28 protein-coding genes and 1 pseudogene are annotated in these 24,836 nt (G+C 38.6%); 11 read left to right on the plus strand and 18 right to left on the minus strand.

The window, feature by feature from the left end:
* The 3 genes from AC2JBO_RS26620 to AC2JBO_RS26630 form a co-directional block, all read left to right on the plus strand.
* Positions 1 to 643 (plus strand): 2-phosphosulfolactate phosphatase (locus AC2JBO_RS26620; protein WP_496956641.1); only part of this gene is annotated, 643 nt, incomplete at its 5' end.
* A gap of 767 nt (positions 644 to 1,410) precedes the next feature.
* Positions 1,411 to 2,019, plus strand: a complete 609-nt coding sequence (locus AC2JBO_RS26625; protein ID WP_496956642.1) for a GDSL-type esterase/lipase family protein — start codon at positions 1,411 to 1,413, stop codon at positions 2,017 to 2,019.
* 169 nt (positions 2,020 to 2,188) lie between these two features.
* Entirely contained in the window at positions 2,189 to 3,040 is an 852-nt protein-coding gene (locus AC2JBO_RS26630) for a maleylpyruvate isomerase mycothiol-dependent enzyme family protein (protein ID WP_496956643.1), read from the plus strand.
* Here AC2JBO_RS26630 and AC2JBO_RS26635 read toward each other — a convergent pair.
* Positions 3,030 to 3,839, minus strand: coding sequence for a class I SAM-dependent methyltransferase (locus tag AC2JBO_RS26635; protein ID WP_496956644.1), 810 nt, complete (start codon positions 3,837 to 3,839; stop codon positions 3,030 to 3,032). The genes AC2JBO_RS26630 and AC2JBO_RS26635 overlap by 11 nt on opposite strands.
* Before the next feature lie 58 nt (positions 3,840 to 3,897).
* A complete protein-coding gene (locus AC2JBO_RS26640; protein ID WP_496956645.1) occupies positions 3,898 to 4,782 on the minus strand; it encodes a TauD/TfdA dioxygenase family protein in 885 nt (294 codons plus the stop codon).
* A gap of 235 nt (positions 4,783 to 5,017) precedes the next feature.
* On the opposite strand from AC2JBO_RS26640, the gene AC2JBO_RS26645 reads away from it, so the two are divergent.
* The gene (locus AC2JBO_RS26645) at positions 5,018 to 5,803 is read left to right on the plus strand and encodes an alpha/beta fold hydrolase (protein WP_496956646.1); all 786 of its coding nucleotides are present in this window, start codon (positions 5,018 to 5,020) and stop codon (positions 5,801 to 5,803) included.
* Positions 5,804 to 6,215: 412 nt separating this feature from the next.
* Positions 6,216 to 6,407 carry a CAB/ELIP/HLIP family chlorophyll-binding protein gene (locus AC2JBO_RS26650; RefSeq protein WP_496956647.1) on the plus strand — a complete coding sequence of 64 codons (192 nt, stop codon included), beginning with the start codon at positions 6,216 to 6,218 and terminating at the stop codon, positions 6,405 to 6,407.
* An 86-nt stretch (positions 6,408 to 6,493) separates the two neighbouring features.
* Here the strand turns inward: AC2JBO_RS26650 and AC2JBO_RS26655 are convergent, their stop codons facing one another.
* The 8 genes from AC2JBO_RS26655 to AC2JBO_RS26690 all read right to left on the minus strand — a co-directional run bounded on the left by AC2JBO_RS26655 (position 6,494) and on the right by AC2JBO_RS26690 (position 13,273).
* Positions 6,494 to 7,708: a glutathione S-transferase family protein gene (locus AC2JBO_RS26655; RefSeq protein ID WP_496956648.1), complete on the minus strand. Its 1,215-nt coding sequence runs from the start codon at positions 7,706 to 7,708 to the stop codon at positions 6,494 to 6,496.
* Positions 7,709 to 7,739: 31 nt separating this feature from the next.
* Complete coding sequence (locus AC2JBO_RS26660; protein ID WP_496956649.1) at positions 7,740 to 7,943, minus strand: hypothetical protein; 204 nt, start codon at positions 7,941 to 7,943, stop codon at positions 7,740 to 7,742.
* Between the two features lie 197 nt (positions 7,944 to 8,140).
* Positions 8,141 to 8,704, minus strand: coding sequence for an NADPH-dependent FMN reductase (ssuE, locus tag AC2JBO_RS26665; protein ID WP_496956650.1), 564 nt, complete (start codon positions 8,702 to 8,704; stop codon positions 8,141 to 8,143).
* A gap of 63 nt (positions 8,705 to 8,767) precedes the next feature.
* The gene (locus tag AC2JBO_RS26670) at positions 8,768 to 8,917 is read right to left on the minus strand and encodes a hypothetical protein (protein WP_496956651.1); all 150 of its coding nucleotides are present in this window, start codon (positions 8,915 to 8,917) and stop codon (positions 8,768 to 8,770) included.
* A gap of 291 nt (positions 8,918 to 9,208) precedes the next feature.
* Positions 9,209 to 10,099, minus strand: coding sequence for an alpha/beta hydrolase (locus AC2JBO_RS26675; RefSeq protein WP_496956652.1), 891 nt, complete (start codon positions 10,097 to 10,099; stop codon positions 9,209 to 9,211).
* Between the two features lie 21 nt (positions 10,100 to 10,120).
* On the minus strand, positions 10,121 to 10,870 hold the full coding sequence (locus tag AC2JBO_RS26680; RefSeq protein ID WP_496956653.1) for an SDR family oxidoreductase: 750 nt from the start codon (positions 10,868 to 10,870) through the stop codon (positions 10,121 to 10,123).
* A 219-nt stretch (positions 10,871 to 11,089) separates the two neighbouring features.
* On the minus strand, positions 11,090 to 12,505 hold the full coding sequence (locus AC2JBO_RS26685; protein WP_496956654.1) for a DHA2 family efflux MFS transporter permease subunit: 1,416 nt from the start codon (positions 12,503 to 12,505) through the stop codon (positions 11,090 to 11,092).
* A gap of 186 nt (positions 12,506 to 12,691) precedes the next feature.
* Positions 12,692 to 13,273, minus strand: coding sequence for a beta-class carbonic anhydrase (locus AC2JBO_RS26690; protein ID WP_496956655.1), 582 nt, complete (start codon positions 13,271 to 13,273; stop codon positions 12,692 to 12,694).
* Positions 13,274 to 13,556: 283 nt separating this feature from the next.
* On the opposite strand from AC2JBO_RS26690, the gene AC2JBO_RS26695 reads away from it, so the two are divergent.
* From AC2JBO_RS26695 to fosX, 3 genes are all read left to right on the plus strand, one after another.
* Positions 13,557 to 13,829 carry an HAD hydrolase-like protein gene (locus tag AC2JBO_RS26695; RefSeq protein WP_496956656.1) on the plus strand — a complete coding sequence of 91 codons (273 nt, stop codon included), beginning with the start codon at positions 13,557 to 13,559 and terminating at the stop codon, positions 13,827 to 13,829.
* An 82-nt stretch (positions 13,830 to 13,911) separates the two neighbouring features.
* The gene (locus tag AC2JBO_RS26700) at positions 13,912 to 14,910 is read left to right on the plus strand and encodes a phosphonate dehydrogenase (RefSeq protein WP_496956657.1); all 999 of its coding nucleotides are present in this window, start codon (positions 13,912 to 13,914) and stop codon (positions 14,908 to 14,910) included.
* Positions 14,911 to 14,927: 17 nt separating this feature from the next.
* Positions 14,928 to 15,329: a FosX/FosE/FosI family fosfomycin resistance hydrolase gene (fosX, locus tag AC2JBO_RS26705; protein ID WP_496956658.1), complete on the plus strand. Its 402-nt coding sequence runs from the start codon at positions 14,928 to 14,930 to the stop codon at positions 15,327 to 15,329.
* A gap of 20 nt (positions 15,330 to 15,349) precedes the next feature.
* Here the strand turns inward: fosX and AC2JBO_RS26710 are convergent, their stop codons facing one another.
* From AC2JBO_RS26710 to AC2JBO_RS26740, 7 genes and pseudogenes are all read right to left on the minus strand, one after another.
* Positions 15,350 to 15,796 carry a bifunctional diaminohydroxyphosphoribosylaminopyrimidine deaminase/5-amino-6-(5-phosphoribosylamino)uracil reductase RibD gene (locus AC2JBO_RS26710; RefSeq protein WP_496956659.1) on the minus strand — a complete coding sequence of 149 codons (447 nt, stop codon included), beginning with the start codon at positions 15,794 to 15,796 and terminating at the stop codon, positions 15,350 to 15,352.
* A 186-nt stretch (positions 15,797 to 15,982) separates the two neighbouring features.
* Positions 15,983 to 16,117 carry an NUDIX domain-containing protein gene (locus AC2JBO_RS26715; protein ID WP_496956660.1) on the minus strand — a complete coding sequence of 45 codons (135 nt, stop codon included), beginning with the start codon at positions 16,115 to 16,117 and terminating at the stop codon, positions 15,983 to 15,985.
* A gap of 105 nt (positions 16,118 to 16,222) precedes the next feature.
* Positions 16,223 to 16,636: a PPC domain-containing DNA-binding protein gene (locus tag AC2JBO_RS26720; protein WP_496956661.1), complete on the minus strand. Its 414-nt coding sequence runs from the start codon at positions 16,634 to 16,636 to the stop codon at positions 16,223 to 16,225.
* Between the two features lie 191 nt (positions 16,637 to 16,827).
* Positions 16,828 to 17,910, minus strand: a complete 1,083-nt coding sequence (locus AC2JBO_RS26725; RefSeq protein ID WP_496956662.1) for a sulfate ABC transporter substrate-binding protein — start codon at positions 17,908 to 17,910, stop codon at positions 16,828 to 16,830.
* Positions 17,911 to 18,210: 300 nt separating this feature from the next.
* Positions 18,211 to 18,420, minus strand: coding sequence for a TOBE domain-containing protein (locus AC2JBO_RS26730; protein ID WP_073622348.1), 210 nt, complete (start codon positions 18,418 to 18,420; stop codon positions 18,211 to 18,213).
* Positions 18,421 to 18,577: 157 nt separating this feature from the next.
* Positions 18,578 to 18,832 (minus strand): DUF7219 family protein, encoded by a 255-nt coding sequence (locus AC2JBO_RS26735; protein ID WP_496956663.1) that lies wholly within the window; start codon positions 18,830 to 18,832, stop codon positions 18,578 to 18,580.
* Between the two features lie 149 nt (positions 18,833 to 18,981).
* A pseudogene (locus tag AC2JBO_RS26740) lies at positions 18,982 to 19,331 on the minus strand (TOBE domain-containing protein).
* 96 nt (positions 19,332 to 19,427) lie between these two features.
* Between AC2JBO_RS26740 and modA the strand changes: the two are divergent.
* The 3 genes from modA to AC2JBO_RS26755 all read left to right on the plus strand — a co-directional run bounded on the left by modA (position 19,428) and on the right by AC2JBO_RS26755 (position 23,189).
* The gene (gene modA / locus AC2JBO_RS26745; RefSeq protein ID WP_496956664.1) at positions 19,428 to 20,222 is read left to right on the plus strand and encodes a molybdate ABC transporter substrate-binding protein; all 795 of its coding nucleotides are present in this window, start codon (positions 19,428 to 19,430) and stop codon (positions 20,220 to 20,222) included.
* 125 nt (positions 20,223 to 20,347) lie between these two features.
* Positions 20,348 to 22,195 carry a molybdate ABC transporter permease subunit gene (gene modB / locus AC2JBO_RS26750; RefSeq protein WP_496956665.1) on the plus strand — a complete coding sequence of 616 codons (1,848 nt, stop codon included), beginning with the start codon at positions 20,348 to 20,350 and terminating at the stop codon, positions 22,193 to 22,195.
* A 208-nt stretch (positions 22,196 to 22,403) separates the two neighbouring features.
* Positions 22,404 to 23,189 carry a PEP-CTERM sorting domain-containing protein gene (locus AC2JBO_RS26755; protein WP_496956666.1) on the plus strand — a complete coding sequence of 262 codons (786 nt, stop codon included), beginning with the start codon at positions 22,404 to 22,406 and terminating at the stop codon, positions 23,187 to 23,189.
* Positions 23,190 to 23,665: 476 nt separating this feature from the next.
* On the opposite strand, the gene AC2JBO_RS26760 is transcribed toward AC2JBO_RS26755, so the two are convergent.
* Positions 23,666 to 24,124, minus strand: a complete 459-nt coding sequence (locus AC2JBO_RS26760) for a CAP domain-containing protein (protein WP_496956667.1) — start codon at positions 24,122 to 24,124, stop codon at positions 23,666 to 23,668.
* Between the last annotated feature and the right edge of the window lie 712 nt (positions 24,125 to 24,836).

Genomic DNA, 24,836 nt, shown 5'->3' on the forward strand with positions numbered 1-24,836 from the left:
TGATGTCATTATTATAGTTGACATTCTTTCATTTTCGACTTGCATTGAAATTGCCAATAGTCGAAGAGCTATAGTTTTCCCCTACGAATGGAACAATGAATCGGCATCTATATTTGCTAAGTCTGTGAACGCCGAATTAGCAACTAGAAGGGGAGGTAGTGGTTATTCACTTTCTCCCCTATCCTTGAGTCAAATACCTGAGAACACTCGATTGGTACTTCCTTCACCAAATGGTTCTTCTCTTAGTTTAGCAACAGGAAAGACTCCAACTTTAGCTGGTTGTTTGAGAAATTGTCGAGCTGTCGCTAATTCTGCAACCAAATATGGGCGCCGTATCGCGGTTATACCAGCAGGTGAAAAATGGGAAGATGGTAGTCTCCGCCCCTCGTTTGAGGATTTGATTGGTGCAGGCGCCATCATTAGTTATCTACAAGGAAATTTATCGCCAGACGCACAAATAGCACTTGCAGCTTATCGCTATGCTCAACCCAATTTAAAATCTCTTCTCAAGCAATGTGGCTCTGGAATAGAACTTATTGAAAAAGGATTTGAACAAGATGTTGATCTAGCAGCAGAATTAGATGTGAGTAATTGTATTCCTACATTAATAGATAGAGCATATATCAGTCCTATACTAAGTTAGTTGTTCTCGATCAGAAATTAGTGGCTGTTATACTTGTGCGCTCTTCATTTTCTTTTTACGAGTTTTCTCGCTAGTGGTTCATGTCAAAAGTTTTGGTTAGTTGGCGCCTGCCGTCACGGTATGGTAGGGTGTGTGACGCTACGGAAAAATTCCACTAAACACAAAAAATCTTGTAGCGTCACGCACCACCAAGTAGCCGGTGCGTGAAAGCATTTTAATTTTCCGTTTTATTGAAGATTGTAATAGCTTTCACGCACCCTACCCAACATATCAAAATTAATGACACGAACCACTAGGCGCAAGATATTAATTTACTTAGAAGTTAATAAGTATTTTTATTGACCGCAATTCCTAAGTATTTTTGTAATATATTATGCTAATTATACAAAAAAGGTTTAAGTATGAAATTTGATGAATTAGACTTATCTGAGGGGGTGACGAAAACCTCTGAACCTGAGACACAGCAATAGTTATAAGCGCGTGGCATAAAAAGATAAACACCATTTTTAGACTTTATTGATTCTATTATCAATAAGCTTCGTACAAAAGTCTTATTTTTCGTTAGACTTGGTTCTAAATTTACCTTTGTCTTTCAAACGGTTACTCATCTATAACCTTTACTGGATAAGGCTTTAAGCTAGTTCGTCACCCCCCCCAGCAGCAATATAGACATGCAGCGAAATCTCTAGGACAGCTAAAAAATAAGAGAGGAAGTGATTTTCTTCTTAAAATACTGCAAGATAGTGAAAGTCATCTTAAAACAATATATGAAAGAAATCAGAATTTGTTTCCTAGGTGAATCGTTTGTTAATGGTACAGGCGACCCAGAGTTTCTAGGTTGGACAGGCAGAGTTTGTGCCCATGCCAGTCAAAAAGGATACGAAATAACTCACTACAATTTAGGTATTCGGGCACAAACTAGTCGCGATTTAAAGCAACGTTGGCAACAAGAAGTTTCTAATCGTCTACCTAAAGAATATGACGGTAGAGTTGTTTTTTCGTTTGGAGTAAATGAATCAGGATGGGCTGGCAAGCGACAGGGGATTGAATTGGCTGAGTCTATCGCCAATACCCGCAGTATTTTGAGTGAAGCAAAAAAACTTTACCCAGTATTGATGGTAGGTCCACCGCCTTGTGGCGATGTCAACCAAGAACAAAGAGACCAGATTATTACAACTTTATCACAGCAATTTGGATTAGTTTGTAGCGAACTAGAAGTTCCGTATCTTGATATATTTCCCATTTTGCTTAAGTCACCCGTCTGGCTAACGGAAGCAAAAGCTAATGATGGCGCCCATCCCAAAGCAAATGGTTATGCAGAATTTGCTGCAATCGTGAACAATTGGGAAGGTTGGTTAAATTGGTTTGTCGGTTAAAACTATTGGTCTGTGTCAAAAGTTTTGGTAGGGTGCGTGACGCTATGGAAAAATTCCACTCAATATGAAGGCACTTGTAGCGTCACGCACCGACATTCAAGCATGGTGCGTCAAAGCAGTTTAATTTTCCGTATGATTGAAGATTGTAATAGCTTTGACGCACCCTACTATGTTCTCCACCGAAACACGTCTTGATCATACAGTTCCAATTCCGGTTATAGAACCGTTTCGTGTTATCAACAAAGCGCTGCTCGATTTACTTCGTGATTTGGCGCCAGTTGACTGGACTAGGCCGACTATACATAAAGACCGTAATGTTAAAGACCTTACAGCACATTTGCTTCACGGTAGCATTCGACGTGTTTCGAGCCTGCGCGACAGCTACCGCTCACCGATGCGCTCATTTAGTGGGATTGAAGAACTGATAGCTTTTATACAGCAAGATAACCGTGAGTTTATGATAGGAATGGGTCGCGTCAGTCCTCAGGTTCTAATCGAACTGATTGAGATATATGATAAAGTGCTGATTTCGTTGTTTGAGCAAATGGATGCTAATGCTGATGGACTTGGTGTTGCTTGGGCTGGAGAGACTGTTTCCCGCAACTGGTTTGATATTGCGCGCGAGTATACAGAGAAATGGCATCACCAACAGCAGCTACGTGACGCTACAGAACGTCCTCCACTTTATACACCTTCACTGCTAACGCCTGTACTCGAAACCTTCGCGCGCGGATTACCATCTGCGTATCGTAAATTTGAGGCACAAGATGGGGTACTTGTATCAATTTCAACTACAGAGCAAGTGACATTAGGCTGGACACTAAAACGAGAACGTGGTACTTGGTCGTTATGGAGCGGCATAAACCCAGCAGCACAAACCTCTATTATTGTTCCTGCTCATATAATTTGGCGAATTTGGACTAAAAGTTTGCTTCCCGACGAAGCTAGACAGCACATCCAGGTAGTTGGTGATGTTGATGCTGTGGCGCCGCTAATTCAGTTTGTGGCAATTATGGCGTAGTAGATAAACTATAAGCCCATATTTCAAATTTAGCTTCAGATGAGATAATAGTCTTCAAAGAACCATAATGTTTAATACAGAACTCTTCAAATTCTTTTAATACTTTATGAAAAACATCTTCTGAAACTTGCCAACATAAACCATATGGGCGCAATTTAAACAAATTGAGTAACTCTTCTACTGTATTACTAACTGTCCATTCTTTAGCTACTAAGTAATTTGATACATATCCTTTTTGATTTAAATATCCTTCTGTGTCTATTTCTTGTATCGCTGAATCAGCACTTTTAGATTTTGTATTGGTTTCTTTAGATTTAACCAAAAGTTCTCGAAAATAGCCTTCAAATTCTTTTCTTGCAGGTGGAGTAATCCATTGAGAATTGAGATAAAAACCTCCTGGCTTTAGCACACGATGTATATCATCTAAAAATACTCTCCAATCAGAGACAGTATGAAGCATATGAACAGTTAATATAACATCAAAACTGTTATCTGAAAAAGGTAATTGTGAGGCATCAGCATGAATTAGCTTTAAATTAGAAGGAGTATTATCGAATCTTTGACGGAATTGATCAAGCATTTCTTGAGAAACATCAATCCCTTTTACGGAATAACCACGCTTAACCAAAGGAAAAACGTTTAATCCTGTTCCTACACCTGGTTCTAGAAAATTAGTTTCTGGCGCCGCACGGGTAAGAGTAATAATAAAGTCAGCTACTTCCTCTGCTACAGATTCTGTTAACCAGCGTGTTTGGTCGTATACCTGTGCAATATTATCATAATAATTGAGGCTGTTCATGTAGATATATTTGAGACGCGATTCATCGCGTCTCTATAATGTGCAAATTAAAGGCGAACTAGAAGGGACGGCTACCCCGAATACTAACACGCTTTAGTATTCGTGTTGCATTCTCATTAAATTCTGGGCGAAAATGCGCGGTTGCTTGATTATCCCAATATAAAAGGTCGCCTTTTGTCCAATGATGTTGGTAGACAAATTTTGGTTGTTTGATGTGCTGCCGCAATCGCTCAATCAGCTTTGCACCTTCTTCTGGGTCGTAGTCAACAATTTCTACTTCGTTCGCTGCATTAAGGTATAAAATCTTTTTGCCGCTATCTGGATGAGTACGAACAAGCGGATGCGCTATTACTTTCTCACCTGGTTCAAGCTCTCGACCAGGACCGTAAGAAGCAGAGGGAATATCACCTTTGTGAAGTTTGGCGAAAGGATTGTAATGGAGTACTTGCAAGTTAGCAATCTGTTTCTTAGTTGCTTCGTCTAATTCTTCATAAGCTTGAACTAAATTGACCCAATAAGTATCTGGACCACCTTCGGGTATTTCCACTGCGTATAGAAGCGAACCACTTGATGGAGCAGCGAACCAGTGATGGTCTATATGAGGTAAAAGTTCAATATTACCAGGACGTAAATTCACTGAACTTTCTTCATAGGATGCGTTGGAAAGAGTAAGTACGAGTGGTGGCAATACAGTTTCTGATTTACCTTTGGGAATATACGCTGGTTGCTGAAATATATCGCCAAAGTAATTCGCAAACGCTAACAGCTGCTCTTCGTTTAAAATTTGGTCTTTAAAGATGAGGAGGTGATAATCTCGCCATACTTGCTTGAGTTGCAGAATTACCTCCGGCGCCACAGGACGACTTGTATCAAGACCTGTGACAATAGCTCCGAGCGCTCCTCCGGTAGGAGTAATAGCAATACGTGTTGCAGTTACTGTCATTTGTATTTCTCCTTCGTGGTCTGCACCACTGATTATTTGCAGCGGATTGAAAGATATTATTAGGGGTAAAGAAAGCTCTCTATAGAAAACAAGTAAATACTACGGTAAACTGACTGAGATACAGTTGTTTATCATAATACTGTATTAAAACAAGGATAATCAAGTGAAAAATTGTTAAAACATCTCTATCAAAAGATATATTTTTAAGAACATCCCAATTTTATCAGTAGGAATTATGCCGAAAATCCATGTCAACGGGATTGATTTGTACTACAACATTCAAGGAACGGGTACACCTTTATTATTAATTGCTGGGTTTGATTGTGATAGCTCTTACTGGTCGCTAGTTGTATCAGCACTAGTTAAGAATTATCAAGTGATTCGCTTAGATAACCGAGGAGTTGGTAAAAGTTCGGCGCCGGATAGTCCGTATACTATTAAACAGATGGCTGATGATACTGTAGAACTATTGGATTATTTGGGAATTATTCAAGTACATGTAGCAGGTCATTCAATGGGTGGACAGATTGCCCAAGAATTAGCTTTGTCACACCCAGAAAAAGTCAAAAGTTTAATATTGCTTTCATCTTGGGCACAAGGCGATGCTAAATTTAATTCAATAATTGAAATGTTCGGGAACTTATCTAACCATTTGGAAGCAAAAATTTATCAAAAAAGCTTGCTGCCTTGGATGTATACTGAAAATTTTTACTCAAGTGGAAGTATTCAGAATATTATTAGTATCATTGAATATTACCCCTTACCAACACCTCACGGAATTTATCATCAAAGCCAAGCTATCCTCCACAATCACACTAACGACCGTCTCCACAAAATTCTCTGCCCTACATTAGTTGTTGTTGGAAAGGAAGATATTCTTACACCTGTGGCATTTTCTCAGCAACTTGCTGATGGTATCAATGATGCCGAGCTTGTTATTATCGAAGGCGCCGGTCATGGTTTTTTGGTTGAGTCACCAGATGCAGTGGCTAGTGTAATGCTTAAATTTTTACAAAAATAAGCCCGATTTTTTGAAAAACTCGGAAATTTTCCAAGTGCCAATCCACGTATAGATGACCCAACTTTCTATGAAAGCAAACGCTACATTAATTGGGCATGGTCGAAGAACTGGTTAGATAAGTTATCTATTGATGAACCTGTGCTTTTAATTGGTTCTGGTTTAACAGCATTAGATATGGTTCTGTCTTTCACTAATGTTTTATTTTGCAGTTAAAAATATTAAAATTAGATTAATTATAAAAAGTAATTTGTTCAACTTTAAATAAATTATTAACACATTTATTTTAGTTATCAATAAATCTAATCAATTCTTCAGGTTTTAATAATATAAATTTTTGTAAATTTCACAATAAAACGTTATACTTATTACATAAGGTTACACACCTTAATTAATTTATTTTGGATTAATGATTATGTCAGAAACACCAAAAACAACCACAACATTCAATTTGCCTGAACTTAAAGACCGTAATGCTTGGGTTTGGGGTTTTACTCCACAAGCTGAAATTTGGAATGGTCGCTTTGCTCAAATTGGTTTTGTCGCTGCTGTTTTAATCGAATTGTTTTCTGGTAAGGGTTTTTTACACTTTTGGAGTATTCTATAGGTTTTTTGTGATTTGAATTGATATACACCTGATGTTTATATTTAAACCTGGGAAGGAATGTGCCTGTTCTTCCCAAGTTTTTAATTTTAGTAGATAGATGCTAGTACTTTATCGGTAGCTGCTCTAAATGCGGTTGCGGCGCCTGCGCTCATGTCACGAGGGGCGCAAATGCGATTTCTGACGTAAGCTAATGTAATGGCGCCGACTGCTGAAGAAGTTGGGTCTGCGTTATCTTTGCCTCCAACTCTTCCCCAAGGTAAAACTTTTTCGCCACCATGAATTAGATAATCAGCGAGCAGTCTTAAATGAAAGTCTATTGCTTCTCTAATTTCTGAAATATCACCATCTTTGGCTAAAGCTTGAACTCCAGAGTTTTTTAGAATGTCTCCAATGGCTACTTCGCGGTTATCACTTAATCGTTCCGCAGCTTCCGCACGATATTGAGTTACGTTGGTATATGCTGGGTCGGGAGGTAAAAGATTTCCTATTGGTTGGGCGCCCCATCTTCTCTTCCGAAGTAAATTGTTAGTAATGTCATCTGATTTAACGCGGTGGTAAGCAGGACGTTGATTAAGTGCTTCAAACCAAGCGTTAATTCGTGGGAAGCGCGGATTCCCTTTGATATAATAGCCTCGATATACTGGTAAGTTTGCTGCTAATCTGTCGAGATGAGGACTGTATAATATATCGATTAAGCTAAATGTTGATAAAAAGTAGGCGCCTGGATATTTTCCTAAAAGTTGTTCAAGTTCGTCTAATTTCGTTTCAAATGCGACTTGGTGATTTGCTAGCTCTATACAATCTGATGTGTTTTCTTTGAGGAAGTTGTAAGCGGCGCCTAAGAAACCATTTGTTTCACTTTCTTCAACTAATTGCCGTGCAACAGAGTATTCCTCTGGGTCATCTGGAAGTAAGGTTCGTCCAAATTTTTCTTCTAATGCTAGAAGAATATCTTTCGACTCATAAACAAGATTACCTTCAATTTTTGCTGCTGGTACAAGAGTTGTAGGAACCAAATCTGTGTACCACTTGGGTTTGTTACTTAAGTCTATGAATTCTGTTTCAAATGGAATTTCCTTTTCCTCTAAAGCAAACCAAACCCGCTCGCAAAAAGGACACCAAGAGTTTGTATCGCGATATAGTAAAACTGGCGGTTTTGTATCTTTGGGTAATTTATGAAGACTGCTAGGAATTGGCGCCGTAGATGGAGACTGTCCTGGTCTTGCTATGCGGCGAGCATCGGTGTTTTGTCGAGCAAGTTCCAGTAGTTGCTCCCAAGTAGATATGCTATTAGTTGGCATTTTACACCTCTATAGTTAAAGAATCCAGTTTCTAAGTAGTAAAAATACGTTTAGTAAATATTAAAATAATTTTAGCGATTAAATCTATAATTAAAAGTCTACGCTTTTTTTCTTCATGCTGACTGATACCGTCCCAAAGGTCTTTTCCTGCTGACTCAAATTCAACTTGGCTTGCCAAATAACAATCCCAAGCTTCACCGTGAGCTAATTCTCTTTCCACTCGTTGAGGTAACATGACTTAGGCTCCTTATTATCTTCAAGCTGATTAGACCAAATATTTGATATAAAAGTAGTAGATAGGAACGCTTAATACCCACCTACTACCAATTGCAGAATAGGAAGACTGACAAGAAACAAAACAATGATAAAAAGGTAGCAGGTAGAGGATTTATTGCTACCCAGATATGGCATATTGAGGCAACATTTAAAAACTTAATTAACGTGAGCCAATTCTTTAGATTTGATTATCGGATTTACAGCTTGTGTTAGTCCATTTAGAGCATCCTTTAACTTCTGCTCACTTTCCTCATCAAGCTGAATTTTTGCTTCTGCGTTTAATTGGATTTGTTTATCTACTATATAAACACTTCCTAAAATATGTCTTGCTCCAAGTTCAGAAAGAACTGGTTTAAGTGTATAGTCTACTGCCAAAGCATGAGCGATAGCTCCACCAGTCCCAATCGGTAAAACAACTTTATTCAAAAGTGTTTTCTGAGGTAGCAAGTCTAAAAATGCTTTCAATGTACCTGTATAAGCTGCTTTATAAATTGGAGTGGCAATAATGACACCATCCGCATCTTTGAGTAAAGCTTTGGGGTGTTCTAGCGCCGGACTGTCATAGCGTCCAAATATCAAATCTTCAGCAGGTAAATCGCGTACTGATATTACATCTGTCTTCAAACCATTTTGCTGTAAAACAGTATTCGCATATTCCAAAAGTCCATAGGTTCTGGAAGGGTGAGATGGGCTTCCTGCAATTGCAACAATATTAGACACGTGCTTATCCTCCTTTGTTTATACGAGGTTTAATTAATTGTGCCAGCAACAAACACCGATAATTTAATCAAAGCATGACTTACTTGCATTTCCATTGATTCGTCCATTTGTGGAAGCAACATTCCATAGGCGCCTATTGTTTGGAATTCCTAACTGGCACCGTGATTCCAAACCTTTCAAGAAAGACATTTGCTCAGTATCTTGATGTAACATCGCTTTCTATCTCCTTGCTAATACTTGGACGATGATTATTAAATGTACTGTAAATCAATCGGAATACTGTATTATGCTATTGTTTCACATTGTGGCACACTTCGAGCAGCGAATCAAGGGGTTTGAAAAAATACTAAAACTCTATCAAGTTTTTGTAGTTTTGCTTTGGCAAGCAGGGTTGCTATGCCAACATACAAATGTACGGTTTTCTCTGTGGTAAGAAACAAGGCACAGGTGTCTCGCCTGTGCTACAAATCACCTATCCGTTACATCCGTTTAATCCGTTGCCAGTTAACCCAGCATATATTCATTACTATTTGAGCGAGGAGTGAATGGAATCACAGTTCCTCCCTTAACGTGTCTTTCTAACCAGTCTCCTAAATCTGCTAATACTGATTGATAGTCGAGGTCGCGATGTAGCGCATGACGACTTTGAGGGTATTCATAGCGTTCTTTGTCTGGGAAAGCGATTTGTTGGAAGAATATACGACTACCTTCAGGAGGCGCCACTGAGTCAGAACCACCGTGCAAGATTAGAATGGGAACTTTAAGGAAAGCGGTATGAGATTGAATCCAAGTTTTTGCGGCTAGATATTCAGTTGCGAGACGTGCGCTTCCTCTCGAATGCATTAGTACGTCTTGAGTGAAAGTTTCCTGTACATTTTGGTCGCGGGTAATTTGATTTCCAGCAAGTCCAACACTAAGGGTGAATCTTGGCATTACTGCTGAAAGTGTGCGTCCCAGGTTCATTTTTACAGGTGAAATACCTACTTTCCCCAATGGAGGCGCCATTGTAATAATTCCTTTGACTGAAGAGGCTAAACGAAGTACGTAATCTAAAACAATTATGGCGCCTAAACTATGACCTAAGAGAAAACATGGAGATTTTGGCTCTTGTACCTCAATTAATTTTAAGAAAGTTTGTATGTCTTCTCGATATTGAGACCAAGTGTTGATATGTCCTCTTTGCCCTTGCGAGCGTCCATGTCCACGTAAATCTAAACCATATACGGCATATCCAGCTTTTACCAAATACTGAATAATATTACCGAATAAATTACTATGACTTCCTAAACCATGTACTATGACTACAATTGCATGTGGATTATCGAGCAGGCGCCAGTTTTGATAATAAAGGTTTATTCCCCCGGTTCCTTTAAAATATCCTTCTTGGTGTTTCATTGTTGGATTGTATCTAGCAATTTACCGTTCTTGTAAAGTCGGTCGAATTAGAATTTCATTTACATTCACATGGGAAGGTTGAGTCACAGCATAAATTATTGCTGCTGCAACATCTTCGCTTTGCAGTGGCACAATTGCTTTGCGCCGTTCTTCATTAATTTTTTTTGCTACAGGGTCAGTGGTGTGGTTATTGATTTCTGTATCTACCAATCCCGGTTCAATGATGGTGACACGAATATTATCTCGCAATACTTCTTGCCGTAATGCTTCCGAGAAAGCATTAACCCCCCATTTAGTTGCGTTATATATACCAACACCTGCTCGTGCAATACGACCTGCTAGCGATGAGACATTAACAACATGTCCTGTTTGCTGCAATTTGAAAATTGGTAGAACTGCATGAGTCGTATAAAATACCCCTAGAACATTTACATCAATCATCCGGCGCCAGTCAGCAGTATTTCCACCGTCGATATTGCCAGTTAATGCCACACCTGCGTTATTAACAAGAATATCTACCCGTCCTAACTCTGCATTTGTCTTTTCTACTAAATTATTAGCTTGGTTCTCGTCTGTGACATCGGTAACAATCGGCAATACCTTACCACCGCTTGCTTCTATACGATTTGCCAATGCCTCCAAACGCTCACCACGTCTGGCGCCAATCGCAATAGAGGCACCTTCTTGGGCTAACGCAATTGCAGTTGCTTCACCAATACCCGAAGATGCTCCGGTAATAATTGCCACCTTTCCTTCAAGTTTAAGAGCCATATTCACCCCTCACTCTGATTCATGAACTGCTAACTGATTAAATACAGTTAATCGGTCGGATTAGTGTAGTATCTATTTAGAGAATCACACATATTGCTTAATAAAGCAAGAGTATTTTTGACTTTTGTCAAAGCTTGTGGCACAGACATCCTGCCTGTGCAGTCACTAAAGTATTTTTATTTACCAAAAATACACGTAGAGACGCGATTAATCGCGTCTCTACACAGCAGATTTCTGTAACCTAAAAGCCGACGCTAATGCTGCCAAAGAAAGAATTATTGCCGAAGCACGAAACGTTCCTTGAAATCCTGCAACAATTGCTTCACTTGAAGCAGTTGCTACATCCATAGTCGCACTCAACCCAGTAAATATTGCTCCTATCACAGCAATACCAACAGTAACCCCACAAGTACGCGATAGAGATAACAACCCAGATGCAATTCCTAATCTTTCCCTAGGTACTGCCCCCATAACACTACTATCATTAGGAGAACGAAATAACCCCAGCCCTACGCCGTAGATAAAATAAGGTACTATATACCCTAACTCTGTTGTTTGAGCATCAAAAGTACTTATAGCAAGACAGGCGCCAATCATCAATCCTAATCCAGTTAAACCAATTAAGCGAGAGCCAAAACGGTCGGACATGGCGCCAGATATTGGAGCAATTAAACCGCTAACAATGGGTGATATGGCAAGTAGTAATCCGACTTTTGAAGTGGGGTATTGTTTGACACGCTCTAAAAAGAAGGGAATAACCAGCATTAAGCCAGACAAAACGATAAATACGAGCCAGTTACTTAACAGACTCATGCTCAAACGCAAATTGCGAAACAGGTTAATTTCTAGTAAAGGCTGTTTGATACGAGTTTCAGCAATCAAAAAACTAACAAAACCAATAACACTCAATGCTAGTAAACTAACTGCGTGACTGCTATTAAAACCTTCTCGTTGTCCTTGCGTCATCCCTAACGCAAAACTACTCAACGTTAATAATGCTAAAATCGCGCCAAGCATATCAAACCGTTGTTTCTCTTTACTAAGTACAGAAGAAGGCACTACTTTTGCAACAAGTACAGTCGCAATTATACCTAACGGCACATTAATCAAGAAAACACTGCGCCAACCTACTATATATAGAAACAAACCTCCCAACGAAGGACCGAGCGCAACTCCTAGTGAAACAATGCTACCAATAATACCAACAGCCCGACCTCGTTCAGAGTTGGGAAATATTTCTGCAATAATAGCCAAACCAAGTCCAGATAAAAACACGGCGCCTAACCCTTGTAAAGCACGAAACCCGATTAAAAAATTAATATCAGGCGCCAGACCGCACAACAATGAACCCAAGGTAAATGTAATTACTCCAGCTTGGTATAAAGATTTTTTCCCCCACATGTCACCCAAACGAGTGGCGGCTAAAACCAAACTAGAACTAACCAACTGATAACTTAATACTGCCCACTGAGCTTGAGGGAAGGTAGTTTGTAGCTGAGTAACTAACGTTGGTAGAGCGACGTTGATAATACCTACATCCAAGGTAGACATAAATACTCCAACACCTACACCAAATAGAGCAAGAAGTTTTTGTGAGCTTGATAAAACTGGCGGTTGTGTTTTTAATAGTGACAATTTACGCTCCCTCTCATATTTAGATTCACTAATAATTTGTACTTATTTATTACGTATGCTTTATTTTATTGTATAGAATTACTGGCGCCGTTAGGAGTATTCCAATTAAAAAATACGCAAATAAATCATGTAGGATAGGCGTCTCGCCTATCCTACAGGATCAGTTATTCCTTGGATTACTCTAACTTATACAGCTTGCCCAACTTTCGTAGCTTCAGGAATTTCAGTCAATTTTCCTGTCTTCACATCATAGATATAACCGTAAATAGGAATTTCGCGCGGAACTAATGGATGGTTACGAATCCGTTTCACATCTATATAGACACTTTTAGCAAGGTCATCAATAGCTAACCAATCGATAAACTCAGCTTCATTTGTTCCAGAGTCATCACCAACATCATGCCAACCTGTATCATCAATCGTAGCTGCTTTGAGACTACTGGCAAGTAAATCACGCATAATTTTATCAGTAAAGGTTTCCATACCACAATTAGTATGATGAATCACGAACCACTCACGAGTGCCAAGTAATTTGTAAGAAATGACTAACGAGCGAATTGCATCATCCGAAGCACGACCACCAGCATTGCGAATCACATGAGCATCACCTTCAGATAATCCTGCAAACTTGGCCGGGTCAAGTCTAGCATCCATACAGGTGAGAATCGCAAAGCGGCGCCTCGGCGGAATAGTTAGATTACCCCTGTCACCAAAATCATCTGTATAAATACGGTTTGCCGATAGAACTTCGTCTAAAACTTGACTCATAGTTGAAACAAATCCAAAGCTTAATACTTAGCATGAATACAAAATTACTTCTATACAAAAGTAATTCTTATATTTTAATATACAGTAAATCGATAGACATACTATAGTTTACACTATTCTTTTACAAAATTCAGGAATACATGTAGAGACGTTACATGTAACGTCTCTACATAATTCGGGGGTATTAGGTGTATACCTCATATACCTGAAATTTGCTGTATAGATTAAAGATTTAAAATAACTTATCCGTTACATCCGTTGCAAGTTAACCTTATACAATCAAATGATTAAAGCAATACTATTTGATTTAGATGGAACACTTCTCGATAGAGATATTTCAATTCAAAAGTTTATAGCTAATCAATACGAAAGACTCAAGCCGCAATTAAGTAAAATTCCCAAAAAAGATTATATTAAGCGATTTATTGAGCTAGATTGTCGAGGTTATGTATGGAAAGATAAAGTCTACCAATGTTGCGCGACTGTCATAAAAATTTGTAACTGGTCTAGCGTCATTTTTGGCATAGACGACCTTGGTATCTCGTTATTTTACTAAAATATTGCATACATCTAAAATTTTATCAATATACAGTAAATTATGCTAATATTTTTTTTAACCGCATACAGGAATCAAGCCAATGAAACCGCGCGTTGTAATTACTAATTGGGTACATCCAGAAGTAATCGAGTTTTTAAGCGATTACGAAATTATTGCTAACCCAACTAAAGAAACCTTAACGCGCACTCAAATTATTGAGTTAGCACAAGATGCGGAAGCGCTGATGGTATTTATGCCAGATAGTATTGACGCTGAATTTTTGCAAGCTTGTCCAAAATTGAAAGTGATTGCTGCCGCTTTGAGAGGTTATGATAATTTTGATGTAGAAGCTTGTACTCAAAGAGGTGTTTGGTTTACTATTGTCCCGACTTTGTTAGCAGAACCATCTGCTGAATTGACCGTAGGATTATTAATTGCCTTATCTCGGCGCCTGTTAGAAGGAGATGAGTTTGTTCGCAGTGGTCAATTTCAAGGTTGGAGACCGAAGTTTTATAGTGTTGGTTTAAAAAATAGAACACTTGGTATTGTAGGTATGGGAAGTCTTGGAAAAGCCTTGGCAAAGCGTCTCGCAGGGTTTGAAATGAAGCTTATTTACAACGATGTAAATCCTTTACCTGTGGAAATAGAAAAGAATTTAGAATTATCTTATGTATCTTTTGAAGCTCTACTTAAAGAAAGTGATTATGTGGTGTTGATGGTGCCTTTAATTTCTGATACTCTACATTTAATTAACAAAGATACTTTAGCGCAAATGAAATCAGGAAGTTTTCTTATTAATTCTTGTCGTGGTTCTGTAGTAGATGAGCAAGCTGTCGCCAATGCATTAGAATCACGACATCTTGGAGGTTATGCTGCCGACGTTTTTGAGTTTGAAGATTGGGCAAGAATTGACCGTCCAACATCTATCCCCGAATCATTACTAAAAGCTAAAGATAAAACCTTCTTTACACCGCATCTTGGCTCTGCCGTTCATGATATCCGTCGTGATATAGCCCTGGAAGCAGCATATAATATAGTACAAGCGTTAAGTGGAGAAGTTCCACAAGGAGCAATCAATAATATTCAACTTCAACTTTAACATTAATAGTAAAATAAATGATTCAAGGAATTAGCCACATAACATTTATTGTCAAAGATTTGGAGAAGATGACAAACTTCTTAACACAGATATTTGGCGCCGAGGAAGTTTACTATAGTAAAGATAAAAATTTTTCTATATCAAAGGAGAAGTTTTTTCTCGTAAACGGTTTATGGGTTGCCATTATGGAAGGAGAGCCATTAGCAGAAAGGACTTATAATCATATTGCATTTAAAATTAACGAAGAAGATTTTGAACTATATGAAAACAGAATTAAAAATCTTGGGGTAGATGTTAGGGTAGGGCGTAGTCGTGTAGAAGGAGAAGGAAGTTCTTTATACTTCTACGATTATGATAATCATTTGTTTGAGTTACATACAGGAACATTAAAACAGCGTTTGCAAAGGTATCAGCAATAATACTTTCACTTATTTTGTAATTAATGCTCAAATACTAAATAAGGTTGAAGGTCTTGCTGAATAATTTCGCTCAGTACACCCACATGAACTTCTATTCCCGCTTCACGTAATAGGATAATGCCTGCCCCATTATTCTTTGGATGTGGATCAATAATACCTACATACACCTCTTTTATTGCTCTTGTTACTAATGCTTTGGCACAAGATGGTGTACGACCGTAAAACGAACATGGTTCTAGCGTTACAAAGGCAATAACATTTGTTAATTCCTTATGTTTTATTTGGCTTAGTGCCATTGCTTCAGCGTGATGTTGCCCAGGTTCATTGGTATAACCTCTAGCAATAATGTTGTCATCTTCAACAAGCACGCAGCCAACAGGAGGATTCGGAAGACATTTCGGTAATGCTTTTCTTCCCTCGTAGATTGCCTCCCACATAAAACGTTCAATAGCACCTTGTGTCATCATTATTAAAATCTTATATAAATCTAACTGTAAGATAAATTGTGAAGCAAGCGCTCTATAACTGGTTTATCTGGCGGACTCAACTCCAGAGGTAGCTTTGTTAACTCAAAGAAACGCACTTCATGCGCCTCCTTTTGATTAGCTTTCAGTTCTCCTCTAAAGTGTCGAGATGTGTAAACTGCTACTACGTTAACCACAACATCCCAGTTTGGCAGTCTCTTCCAATGATTCTCCAATTTCCATGCTTCCACCAATTAAGCCCCACTGCTGATTATCTATACGGTGTTGAAGCAGTAAGCGATTTTGTTCATCTATAATTAGCACAGCGGCGCCTGCAATAATTAAGGTCGATTTCCAACTAACGCTCGAAGTGAGTGAACATAGCTCATAATTGGCTTATCAAAGTTTTAGTAATTACCCTACAACATTTTAAGGCAAATATTGAGAGGTATTTTGGATAATTTCTAATTCTAGATATCCGGTTTTTGAGTCAAAGGTTCGTAAAAAGGTAATTTCGTCACTTGAACCAATAACTATTTCTGCTGTGGTGTAAATTATACTACCATCAACTAAATGTCCACCGATGGTTTTACCTTGTTTGTCTGATATAGCTATGTGTAAATGCACACCTGTGTTTGCAATTGTGCCGTTGAGAGAGAGAATCTCAAATTTATCGTTTAATGTTGTAGTTTCATTTTGGTTAGCAAAGCGAATTGTGGCTTGCTTGAGGCTACCAATTGCTGTAATGATAAATCCTGCTGTGATGTTTTGTTGTATGGCAAAATTTTTTAAACTCTGTCTTAAGTCGTCGTTGGGTTTGAGTCTAATAGTAAATATTTTCATTTTATAATCTACTTCTCTTGTGGAGTGGGCATCCTTGCCTGCCCTAATATTATCAATTAAAAGCTGGTGCGTGACGCTACAAGTCTTATAATTACATTGAAAGCTATTCATAGCGTCACGCACCCTACTGATATAAAAAACGGGCAAGGATGCCCGTTCCACAAGATAATTCTACAAGATCAAGATAATGTTTAGCGACGGTTGCCTTTAATTTGGTCGAAGATTCTGCCATTATCAAAGAATTTCGTCTGAACTCTGTCCCATGCTCCTAAGTCAACAACTGAAAATAGTTGATCAACTCGAGGGAAGTTCTTTTCTACTTCTTTTGCTACAGTTTCATTTACAGGTCGAAATCCGACTTTCGCAAATTCTCTTTGAGCTTCAGGAGTAAAAAGGTAATTTGCGAATGCTTCTGCTACCTGACGTGTACCGCGTTTATCAACAGTTCTATCAACGATTGCTACTGGGTTGTCAATGGATATGTTGACTTTGGGAATTACATAAGGAGCGTTATTCTCACCTCTTTGTCTTGCATAAATTACTTCGTTTTCATAACTTAGCAGAACGTCTCCTTGCTTCTGTTTGAAGAATAAGTCTGTAGCTTCACGCGCGCTTTTAGGTAGTTGAGGAACATTATTGTAAACTTGGGTGACGAATTGACGTGCTTTATCTTCAGTATTACCTACTTGTGTTACCGAACCCCATAGTGCTAGAAAATTCCACCGCGCGCTTCCAGAAGTTTTGGGGTCAGGTGTAATCACTTTTATTCCTGGTTTTACTAAATCTGCCCAAGTTTGGATGTTCTTGGGGTTACCGGGACGAGTCTGTAAAGCAACTACTGAACGAGTAATAATACTACGGTTGTCGAGTTCTCTTTCCCAACCTGGCTTAATTAAACCTGCTTTCTGAATATCTGTAATATCCTGTGCCAGAGATAAGGCTACGATATCAGCTGGTTGTCCACTAATTACGGCACGAGACTGAGATGTAGATGCTCCATAACTCTGCTTAATTGCCACATCTTGACCTTTTTCTCGCTTCCATTTGGCGACAAACTGAGGAATAATTTTCTCGTAGGCAGACTGTGTAACTGAAAAAGAAACCAAGTTGAGTTCTACCCTATTAGGCTTTTGGCTAATTAGTTGAGAACTAGCGAGGGCATAAACGGGAATACTTAAACTTAAACCAACACCTGCTGCCAACATTAAGGTAGTGTGGAGCGAAAATTGCCCCACTTCAAGAGAAATCGGCTTGTTACTGTTTGTATGTGTCATGAGTTACGTGTATCAAGTTTTATTTTTAAACTACTGTAAATCTATAAATATACAGTAGTTAACCCTTAATAAAAAGGTGTCACATAACACATCAGATTGCAAGCATCTTTTTATACTTAAAGCCTTTGAGAATACGTTAATTTTTGTAAAGGTATAGATGGCAAATAGTCGTGAGTTTTTGCTTGCCTTGAGATTTTGATTTTTACTTTATTATTGGCGCCTGATATTCGGGAAATTAAAACTTTGAAAGCGGCTTGCTTTTAATCATAAACCGCTTACTTTTAATTCATGAGTACTATCTTAATCTACAGCAACCATTACGTCGGATGATTTAATCATTGCGTAAGCTGGTTGTCCAATCGTCAGATTCATGTTTTCCACTGAAGTTTTTGTGATAATTGCAGTTACTTCTACTCCAGGTGAGATTTCTAGCAGTACCTCCGTATTGATGGCTCCGGGAATAATTTTTTTGACTGTACCTTTAAAAGAGTTTCTAGCGCTAACTTTCATACCTGAAATTATTTAAGTTGAGAGAACTTGTTAAATTTAACAAGTAGGAAACAAATGCGCCCTCAGTAAATTTACTAGTAGTAAGTACAATTACTGGATTTATATTCTATTAATACAAAAAAACTATATAAAAACACGCTGTTTAGTAATGAGGTCGTCAAGGAATTTGACCAATCTTTAATTCCTTTTTAGCCTGTTTTAATTGTTTCCAGAGGATTTTAATTTGAGCATAAGCTTCCTCTGGAGATATTTTGCCAGATGTTTGTAAACCACATATATATCCAATTTTTTGTGCAAATTCTTGTAAATTAGAGTTAAATACTAAATTTTCTGGTGTAAGGTTACCGCGATACGGATATCGGGGATAAAGGAAATTTGTCTTGTTGAAAGTGAAATCTTGTTCCTCTGGCATTGTTAATTATCCTGTGTAACAATAAGCGACGCTGTTACACGTGCTTTTACCAATTTATTTGGTAATTAATTATATTACCAAGTAAACTGGTAAAGTGTAACAACAGTTACATTAAGGAAAAGTTAATTAAGTTAATATTTTTAGTTAATTTAGTTACCAGCGACCACTATGTCTGTAAACTTAATAACTGCATAAGCATCTTTACCTACTTCAAGTTCCAATTCTTCGACTGAAACTTTGGTAATTACTGAACGTGATGTGTAATTTCTACTTTAGGGGTTTTTTCTCAGAAGTAATGTTGATGTTAAAAGTTTCAGCATGTTCATTTTGTGTTTCTTGTATAGACTCTGCCAAGGAAGATTGCTTAGTTAAATTTATTACAAGCCCCCATAGTATTTCTGTTTTTGTGCGTTGAGACTGCTAATAGGACTCTTCTAGGAGTTTGCGCTCCCATAGCTGACGTTTGAAATGTTATACATCCTTGTTCTTTTCTTGACATAAATATTACCAAGGTTATTGGTAAGTTGGTTAAATGTTGGTAATATACTACCAAGCCTCAATTCTATAAAGAAAATCTCTCATGAACAAGTTTTCCATGAACAGAAGACAATTTTTTGCCTTTGTTGGGGCAGCAGTTGCTGGTTTGCTGCTTACAATTAGTTTGCCATTAATGGCGCCGTCTACTGTAGTAGCGCAATCAAACACCACTTTACTAGTTTCCGCTGCCGCAAGTTTAAAAGAGGCGATGGAAGAAATTAAGACTAATTACCAACAGAGCAAACCTGGGGTAGCCATCAATTATAATTTTGGCGCTTCCGGCGCCTTACTGCAACAGATTCAACAAGGCGCCCCAGCGGATATATTTGTTTCTGCTGCTAAAAAACAAGTAGATACATTAGACCAAGCAGGACAACTAGTTCCAGGTACTCGTGGCATTTTAGCAAGAAATCGTCTTGTGTTGATTGTGCCAAGAAATGTAACAGGTGTTACTAGCTTTTTTAATCTAACGCGAGACAATATCAAGAAAATTGCGATTGGTGAACCTAGAAGCGTACCTGCAGGACAATATGCAGAACAAGTTCTGAAACAGCTAAAAATCTACGATAAAATCAAACCCAAATTTGTCTTCGCTAATAACGTGCGGCAAGTTTTGGCAGCTGTAGAGTCTGGAAACGCAGATGCAGGTTTAGTTTATCGAACTGATGCGGCAATTTCTGACAAAGTTAAAACTGTCGTCTCAGCTTCGGAAACATATCATTCGCCAATTATATACCCAATGGCAGTGCTGAAGCAGAGTAAAAGTCAACAAGCAGCTAGAGAGTTTGTACAGTATTTATCTGGAGACCAATCTAAAGCTATTTTAAAAAAATACGGTTTTCTTTTGCCTTAAATGAAACAAACGTAGGGTGTGTGACGCTACCAACAATTTTCAAACGAAGCAAATAATCTAGTAGCGTCACGCACTTATAACAAGAAGTTTTTTTAATCTATTCATGTGCGGAGCAAAATCGCAAAATGCCACAAGACCTTTCCCCGCTTTGGATATCGCTCAAAACCTCATTACTGGCAACAATTATTACTTTCTTTGCTGGTATTGCCGCTGCTTACTGGATGCTCAAGTATCGGGGCAAAGGTAAATCCTTTATTGAGGGGATTTTCGTCTCACCTCTAATTTTACCTCCTACGGTTGTTGGATTTTTACTGCTGATGTTTTTTGGTAAGTTTGGACCTGCGGGACAATTCTTGGATCGTACATTCGGGGGATTTAGTATTGTTTTTAACTGGTATGGTGCTGCTATTGCGGCAACGGTTGTATCTTTCCCATTAATGTATCGAACTGCATTAGGCGCCTTAGAACAAATTGACGAAAATCTTCTCCTAGTCGCCAAAACCCTTGGAGCGTCTGAGATGTCAGTTTTTTGGCGAATTATGATACCGTTGTCGCTCCCAGGTATTTTAGCAGGAACAACTTTAGCATTTGCGCGCGCTTTAGGAGAGTTCGGCGCCACACTGATGTTAGCAGGAAACATTCCAGGGCAAACTCAAACGATGCCTTTAGCTATTTATTTTGCTGTTGAAGGAGGAGCGAATAACGAAGCATGGTTTTGGTCACTCGTAATTATGAGTACATCTCTATCTGGTATTATCGCGGTTAACATTTGGCAAAAGTCTCGAGAGACAAGGACTCATAGAAGGGGAGTGCAAGTAGACAAAAGAATAAAAAATGCCAAATCCCCAACTCCTAACTCCCAACTCCGTAGAGACGTGACATGTCACGTCTCTACATCTGATTCTGGTTTATTTGTAGATATTGAAAAGAACTTTCCTGGGTTTGATTTAAAGGTTGCTTTCACTGCAAGGGGGGAAGTTTTAGGATTGTTGGGAGGGTCAGGCGCCGGCAAGAGTATGATATTGCGCTGCCTTGCCGGGATAGAAACACCAAGCTCAGGTAAAATTGTATTGAATGGGCGAGTGTTATTTGACTCAACAAAAAAAATTAATATTCCCAGTCGCTCTAGACGTATAGGTTTTTTAGTACAGAATTATGCGCTTTTCCCTCATATGACTGTAGCGCAAAATGTCGCTTTCGGTTTGCCAAAGGGTTTGTCTAAAACGGCAATTAAGCAACAAGTAGAAACTCAACTTTTAACGGTACAGTTAGAAGGGTTAGAAGATAGATATCCACACCAACTTTCTGGTGGTCAACAACAACGGGTTGCATTAGCAAGAGCATTAGCTTCGCAACCAGAAGCTTTATTATTAGATGAACCGTTTTCTGCTCTCGATACTTATTTACGAAGTCAGCTAGAACAAGAAATGATAGATAGGTTAGCCAATTATAACGGCGCCGCTTTATTTGTCACCCACAATATGGAAGAAGCCTATCGAGTTTGTCCAAATTTACTAGTGTTAGACAAAGGTTCATCAGTGCAATATGCTTCCAAACATGATATCTTTGAACATCCGGCTACAGTTAGCGTAGCTAAGATTACTGGCTGTAAGAATTTTTCACAAGCTGTAATGACAGAACCTCAACAAGTAGAGGCTCTTGACTGGGGCTGCACTTTACAGGTAATCGAACCAATACCTGATCAATTATCTCACATTGCTATCCGCGCGCATCATATTAGTGTAAGACACAATAGCTTTTCTGAAAATACTTTTCCTTGTTATTTAGTAAGAACTAGCGAAACACCTCATAGAATGACGCTATTTCTCAAACTAAACTCTCCTTCTCACAACGCGAATGATTATCACTTACAAGTAGAAATATTAAAAGAAAAATGGGCTACTCTTAAAGACGAACCTTTGCCGTGGTACGTACATTTAGACCCTTTACGGTTAATTTTACTTGAAGATTGATTATGCGTAAAATACTTTGCAATAATGCAAAAACTGTGTAAATGAATATAATACCTTCAAATCAGTCTTGGGTCGCATTGCGAAGATTTAATAAAGTTGGCTTTTAGGTACGTGTTTATATTGATTTACTCTGACAAAGTTGGTATTATTTGAATTAATTAGGAAACCACATAAGTATTAAAAATCAAATTTCCCTAGTAAATAGATTATGAACAAACTCAATATCCTTCCCTTTTGCATCATTGCTTATGCCTGCACTAGTTTGATGTTTTCTAGTCGTGTAGATGCAGCAGTGGGTCAGAATTTAATTGTGAATGGAAATGCTGAACAAGGTAAATGCGATGCCGTAGGAGACGCTGTTGGTTCTGCTATTCCTACTATTCCTGGTTGGGCGCCGACTGGTAGTTTTAGCGTATTATGCTATGGTGCAAGCGGTTTTGAGTTTGTAAATCCTGCAAATCAAATAGTTAGTGTTAGCGGACTTCCCAATGCAAATAGTCCGGGACCTACCTTACGTGGGAACGCTTTCTTTTATGGTGGTGGTGATAGAGCTTCTTCAAGCGCTTCTCAATTAATTAATGTAGGTGACCTTGCATCAATTATCGATGCTGGAAAAGGCGCCTACAGTCTCAGTGGTTGGTTGGGTGGATATAGCACTGATGCAGACAGCGCTATAGTCAATGTTTCTTTTCTTGGTCAGAACAATCAATCTTTAGGGTCTGGAAGCATCACTTCACCAACTGCACAACAACGAAAAAACACCACAGGTTTATTTTTGCAATCAGTAAACGGTATAGTTCCGGTTGGCACACGTCAAATCAACGTGCTGTTGAACGCTGACTATGTGCGAGGACGGGTGAATGATGCTTACTTCGATAACCTCTCACTCGTAATTACTCCCGTTCCTGAACCATCAATGGCGCCGATGTTTATTGTTGGTTTATCTCTTCTCGTTGGTTGGAAAGTAAAACGCAATATACAAAATAAAGTTTAGATTTTGAATTAAACTGATTCCCCCCCAGGGTAGCAGGGCTGATTCGTTCCCTAAAAATCTTTAAAAATCAAGGGTTTCGCGCAAATCTTTATTGGTAATTTTGCTACCAAGGCGCCGATAAAATAAACAATCACACTTATATTTATGTGCTTAAAAGTCTATTTCATTGCTACCCATACTTATGATTTTTATAGCTAACCATCTTGACAAATCCGATTTGAGAGGGAATGAAACAGCCCTGCCCAGGGTAGGGTGTTGACTTTATGGGAAAGTTCCCCTAAAAAAGTTCATGCAAAATCTTTGTCATCATTTAGAGTTGAAAATACGATTTACTCAGGTGAATTGAGATGGCTAACGGCTTCATTGAGCGGCAAGCAATCGCCTCTAACTCAAACCGAAAATACCATATCTGTCCACTCCAATGATTTGTTATGCTCTGACGCTTATTAATTGAGCAGCGATCAGAGTTTGTTCCATTAGTATGGACGTTGACCGATAGTGTTTCCTGCAGGACTGTAGCGGCAAACGAGTCTATATTGCCCATCTTTCCCTTCAGCACCACCACAGCCTACTTGTGTTGTTTTTCGCCAAACCATTTGAGTATAGTGACCAAAACTGTGATAGTTAGTTTGAGTGATGACTTCACCAGGGCGATAAAGCCGCTTTTCGTCTCCCCAATTCTGAATCATTTGGGTAAACTTAAACCGACGTGATGTGCCCATCCAAAGATTTTCTCCTTCTCCTCTGACATTGCTATGTTGAAATAATCTATGCGATGCGAGGTAGTTCGCATAATTTTGTGCCTCTTGGGACAAGGAGTTATTCCATTTGAGGGGAGGGACACCGACTTGCGATCGGTATATATTTTGGGTATTCAGAAGCTCTTGAACTGCGGACTGAGCCTGCGCCGGAAGAACTTGCTCAAGAAGCATCATACTTCCGAAACTAATCCCTACAGCATTTACAATAAAAAATATCGGTAAACAAAGATTAGAACTGAGCAAACTACTAAACAGAGAATTTTTCAAATTCTTTGTCTGTAGTCTGGACTTTACTGCTTTAAGAGCTTGTTTATTCTTCAAAATTTTTGTGTCTCCAATATTACAGCCACTTGGCATTTTATCCCGTGATGTGCAGCGTAACTATGTATTATACGAAAACTTTACGTATAATCTTTTTCTCAACCCCTAATAACTTCTTTTTTACCCCCTTATCTAGGTATTATACAGAATTTTTCCGTATAACCACCTTTTACGGGAGAATTACAGGAATTTTTGTGATTTTTGAGATCGTAAACGAGTTCGGTGCCCCCAAGGGTGTCCGCCGAGATACCTGTACGATGGGACACGTTGTAAACTTTTATTGCGGAACGTGATTGACTAATTTACTAAATTGCCAAAAAATGGTGTATAGATATTCAATTTTTTGCACGATAAAATCAACTCTTCACGCTATTCCGTTTCTCAAACTTTTCTATTAATGACCTTTTTAAGGATGTTTTCACTCTTAGAGAAGACGCTGAATCAGGTATTGAAACAACGTAAAATCAGGGACTTCAAGCATTTTCGTTACATATCTTTACAACGTGTCCTCTTTTATTGGTAGTGCGGTTCGTTCTGGAGAAACTCAGTTTCTGAGGGGATTCCA

The sequence above is a fragment of the Calothrix sp. CBUCES-K 9914 genome, assembly GCF_059640475.1.

Coding starts and splice junctions, on each gene's coding strand:
- AC2JBO_RS26625 (WP_496956642.1), top strand. CDS start 1,411: ATGAAAGAAATCAGAATTTGTTTCCTAGGTGAATCGTTTGTTAATGGT.
- AC2JBO_RS26630 (WP_496956643.1), top strand. CDS start 2,189: ATGTTCTCCACCGAAACACGTCTTGATCATACAGTTCCAATTCCGGTT.
- AC2JBO_RS26635 (WP_496956644.1), bottom strand. CDS start 3,839: ATGAACAGCCTCAATTATTATGATAATATTGCACAGGTATACGACCAA.
- AC2JBO_RS26640 (WP_496956645.1), bottom strand. CDS start 4,782: ATGACAGTAACTGCAACACGTATTGCTATTACTCCTACCGGAGGAGCG.
- AC2JBO_RS26645 (WP_496956646.1), top strand. CDS start 5,018: ATGCCGAAAATCCATGTCAACGGGATTGATTTGTACTACAACATTCAA.
- AC2JBO_RS26650 (WP_496956647.1), top strand. CDS start 6,216: ATGTCAGAAACACCAAAAACAACCACAACATTCAATTTGCCTGAACTT.
- AC2JBO_RS26655 (WP_496956648.1), bottom strand. CDS start 7,708: ATGCCAACTAATAGCATATCTACTTGGGAGCAACTACTGGAACTTGCT.
- AC2JBO_RS26660 (WP_496956649.1), bottom strand. CDS start 7,943: ATGTTACCTCAACGAGTGGAAAGAGAATTAGCTCACGGTGAAGCTTGG.
- AC2JBO_RS26670 (WP_496956651.1), bottom strand. CDS start 8,917: ATGTTACATCAAGATACTGAGCAAATGTCTTTCTTGAAAGGTTTGGAA.
- AC2JBO_RS26675 (WP_496956652.1), bottom strand. CDS start 10,099: ATGAAACACCAAGAAGGATATTTTAAAGGAACCGGGGGAATAAACCTT.
- AC2JBO_RS26680 (WP_496956653.1), bottom strand. CDS start 10,870: ATGGCTCTTAAACTTGAAGGAAAGGTGGCAATTATTACCGGAGCATCT.
- AC2JBO_RS26690 (WP_496956655.1), bottom strand. CDS start 13,273: ATGAGTCAAGTTTTAGACGAAGTTCTATCGGCAAACCGTATTTATACA.
- AC2JBO_RS26695 (WP_496956656.1), top strand. CDS start 13,557: ATGATTAAAGCAATACTATTTGATTTAGATGGAACACTTCTCGATAGA.
- AC2JBO_RS26700 (WP_496956657.1), top strand. CDS start 13,912: ATGAAACCGCGCGTTGTAATTACTAATTGGGTACATCCAGAAGTAATC.
- fosX (WP_496956658.1), top strand. CDS start 14,928: ATGATTCAAGGAATTAGCCACATAACATTTATTGTCAAAGATTTGGAG.
- AC2JBO_RS26710 (WP_496956659.1), bottom strand. CDS start 15,796: ATGATGACACAAGGTGCTATTGAACGTTTTATGTGGGAGGCAATCTAC.
- AC2JBO_RS26720 (WP_496956661.1), bottom strand. CDS start 16,636: ATGAAAATATTTACTATTAGACTCAAACCCAACGACGACTTAAGACAG.
- AC2JBO_RS26725 (WP_496956662.1), bottom strand. CDS start 17,910: ATGACACATACAAACAGTAACAAGCCGATTTCTCTTGAAGTGGGGCAA.
- AC2JBO_RS26730 (WP_073622348.1), bottom strand. CDS start 18,420: ATGAAAGTTAGCGCTAGAAACTCTTTTAAAGGTACAGTCAAAAAAATT.
- AC2JBO_RS26735 (WP_496956663.1), bottom strand. CDS start 18,832: ATGCCAGAGGAACAAGATTTCACTTTCAACAAGACAAATTTCCTTTAT.
- modA (WP_496956664.1), top strand. CDS start 19,428: ATGAACAGAAGACAATTTTTTGCCTTTGTTGGGGCAGCAGTTGCTGGT.
- modB (WP_496956665.1), top strand. CDS start 20,348: ATGCCACAAGACCTTTCCCCGCTTTGGATATCGCTCAAAACCTCATTA.
- AC2JBO_RS26755 (WP_496956666.1), top strand. CDS start 22,404: ATGAACAAACTCAATATCCTTCCCTTTTGCATCATTGCTTATGCCTGC.
- AC2JBO_RS26760 (WP_496956667.1), bottom strand. CDS start 24,124: ATGATGCTTCTTGAGCAAGTTCTTCCGGCGCAGGCTCAGTCCGCAGTT.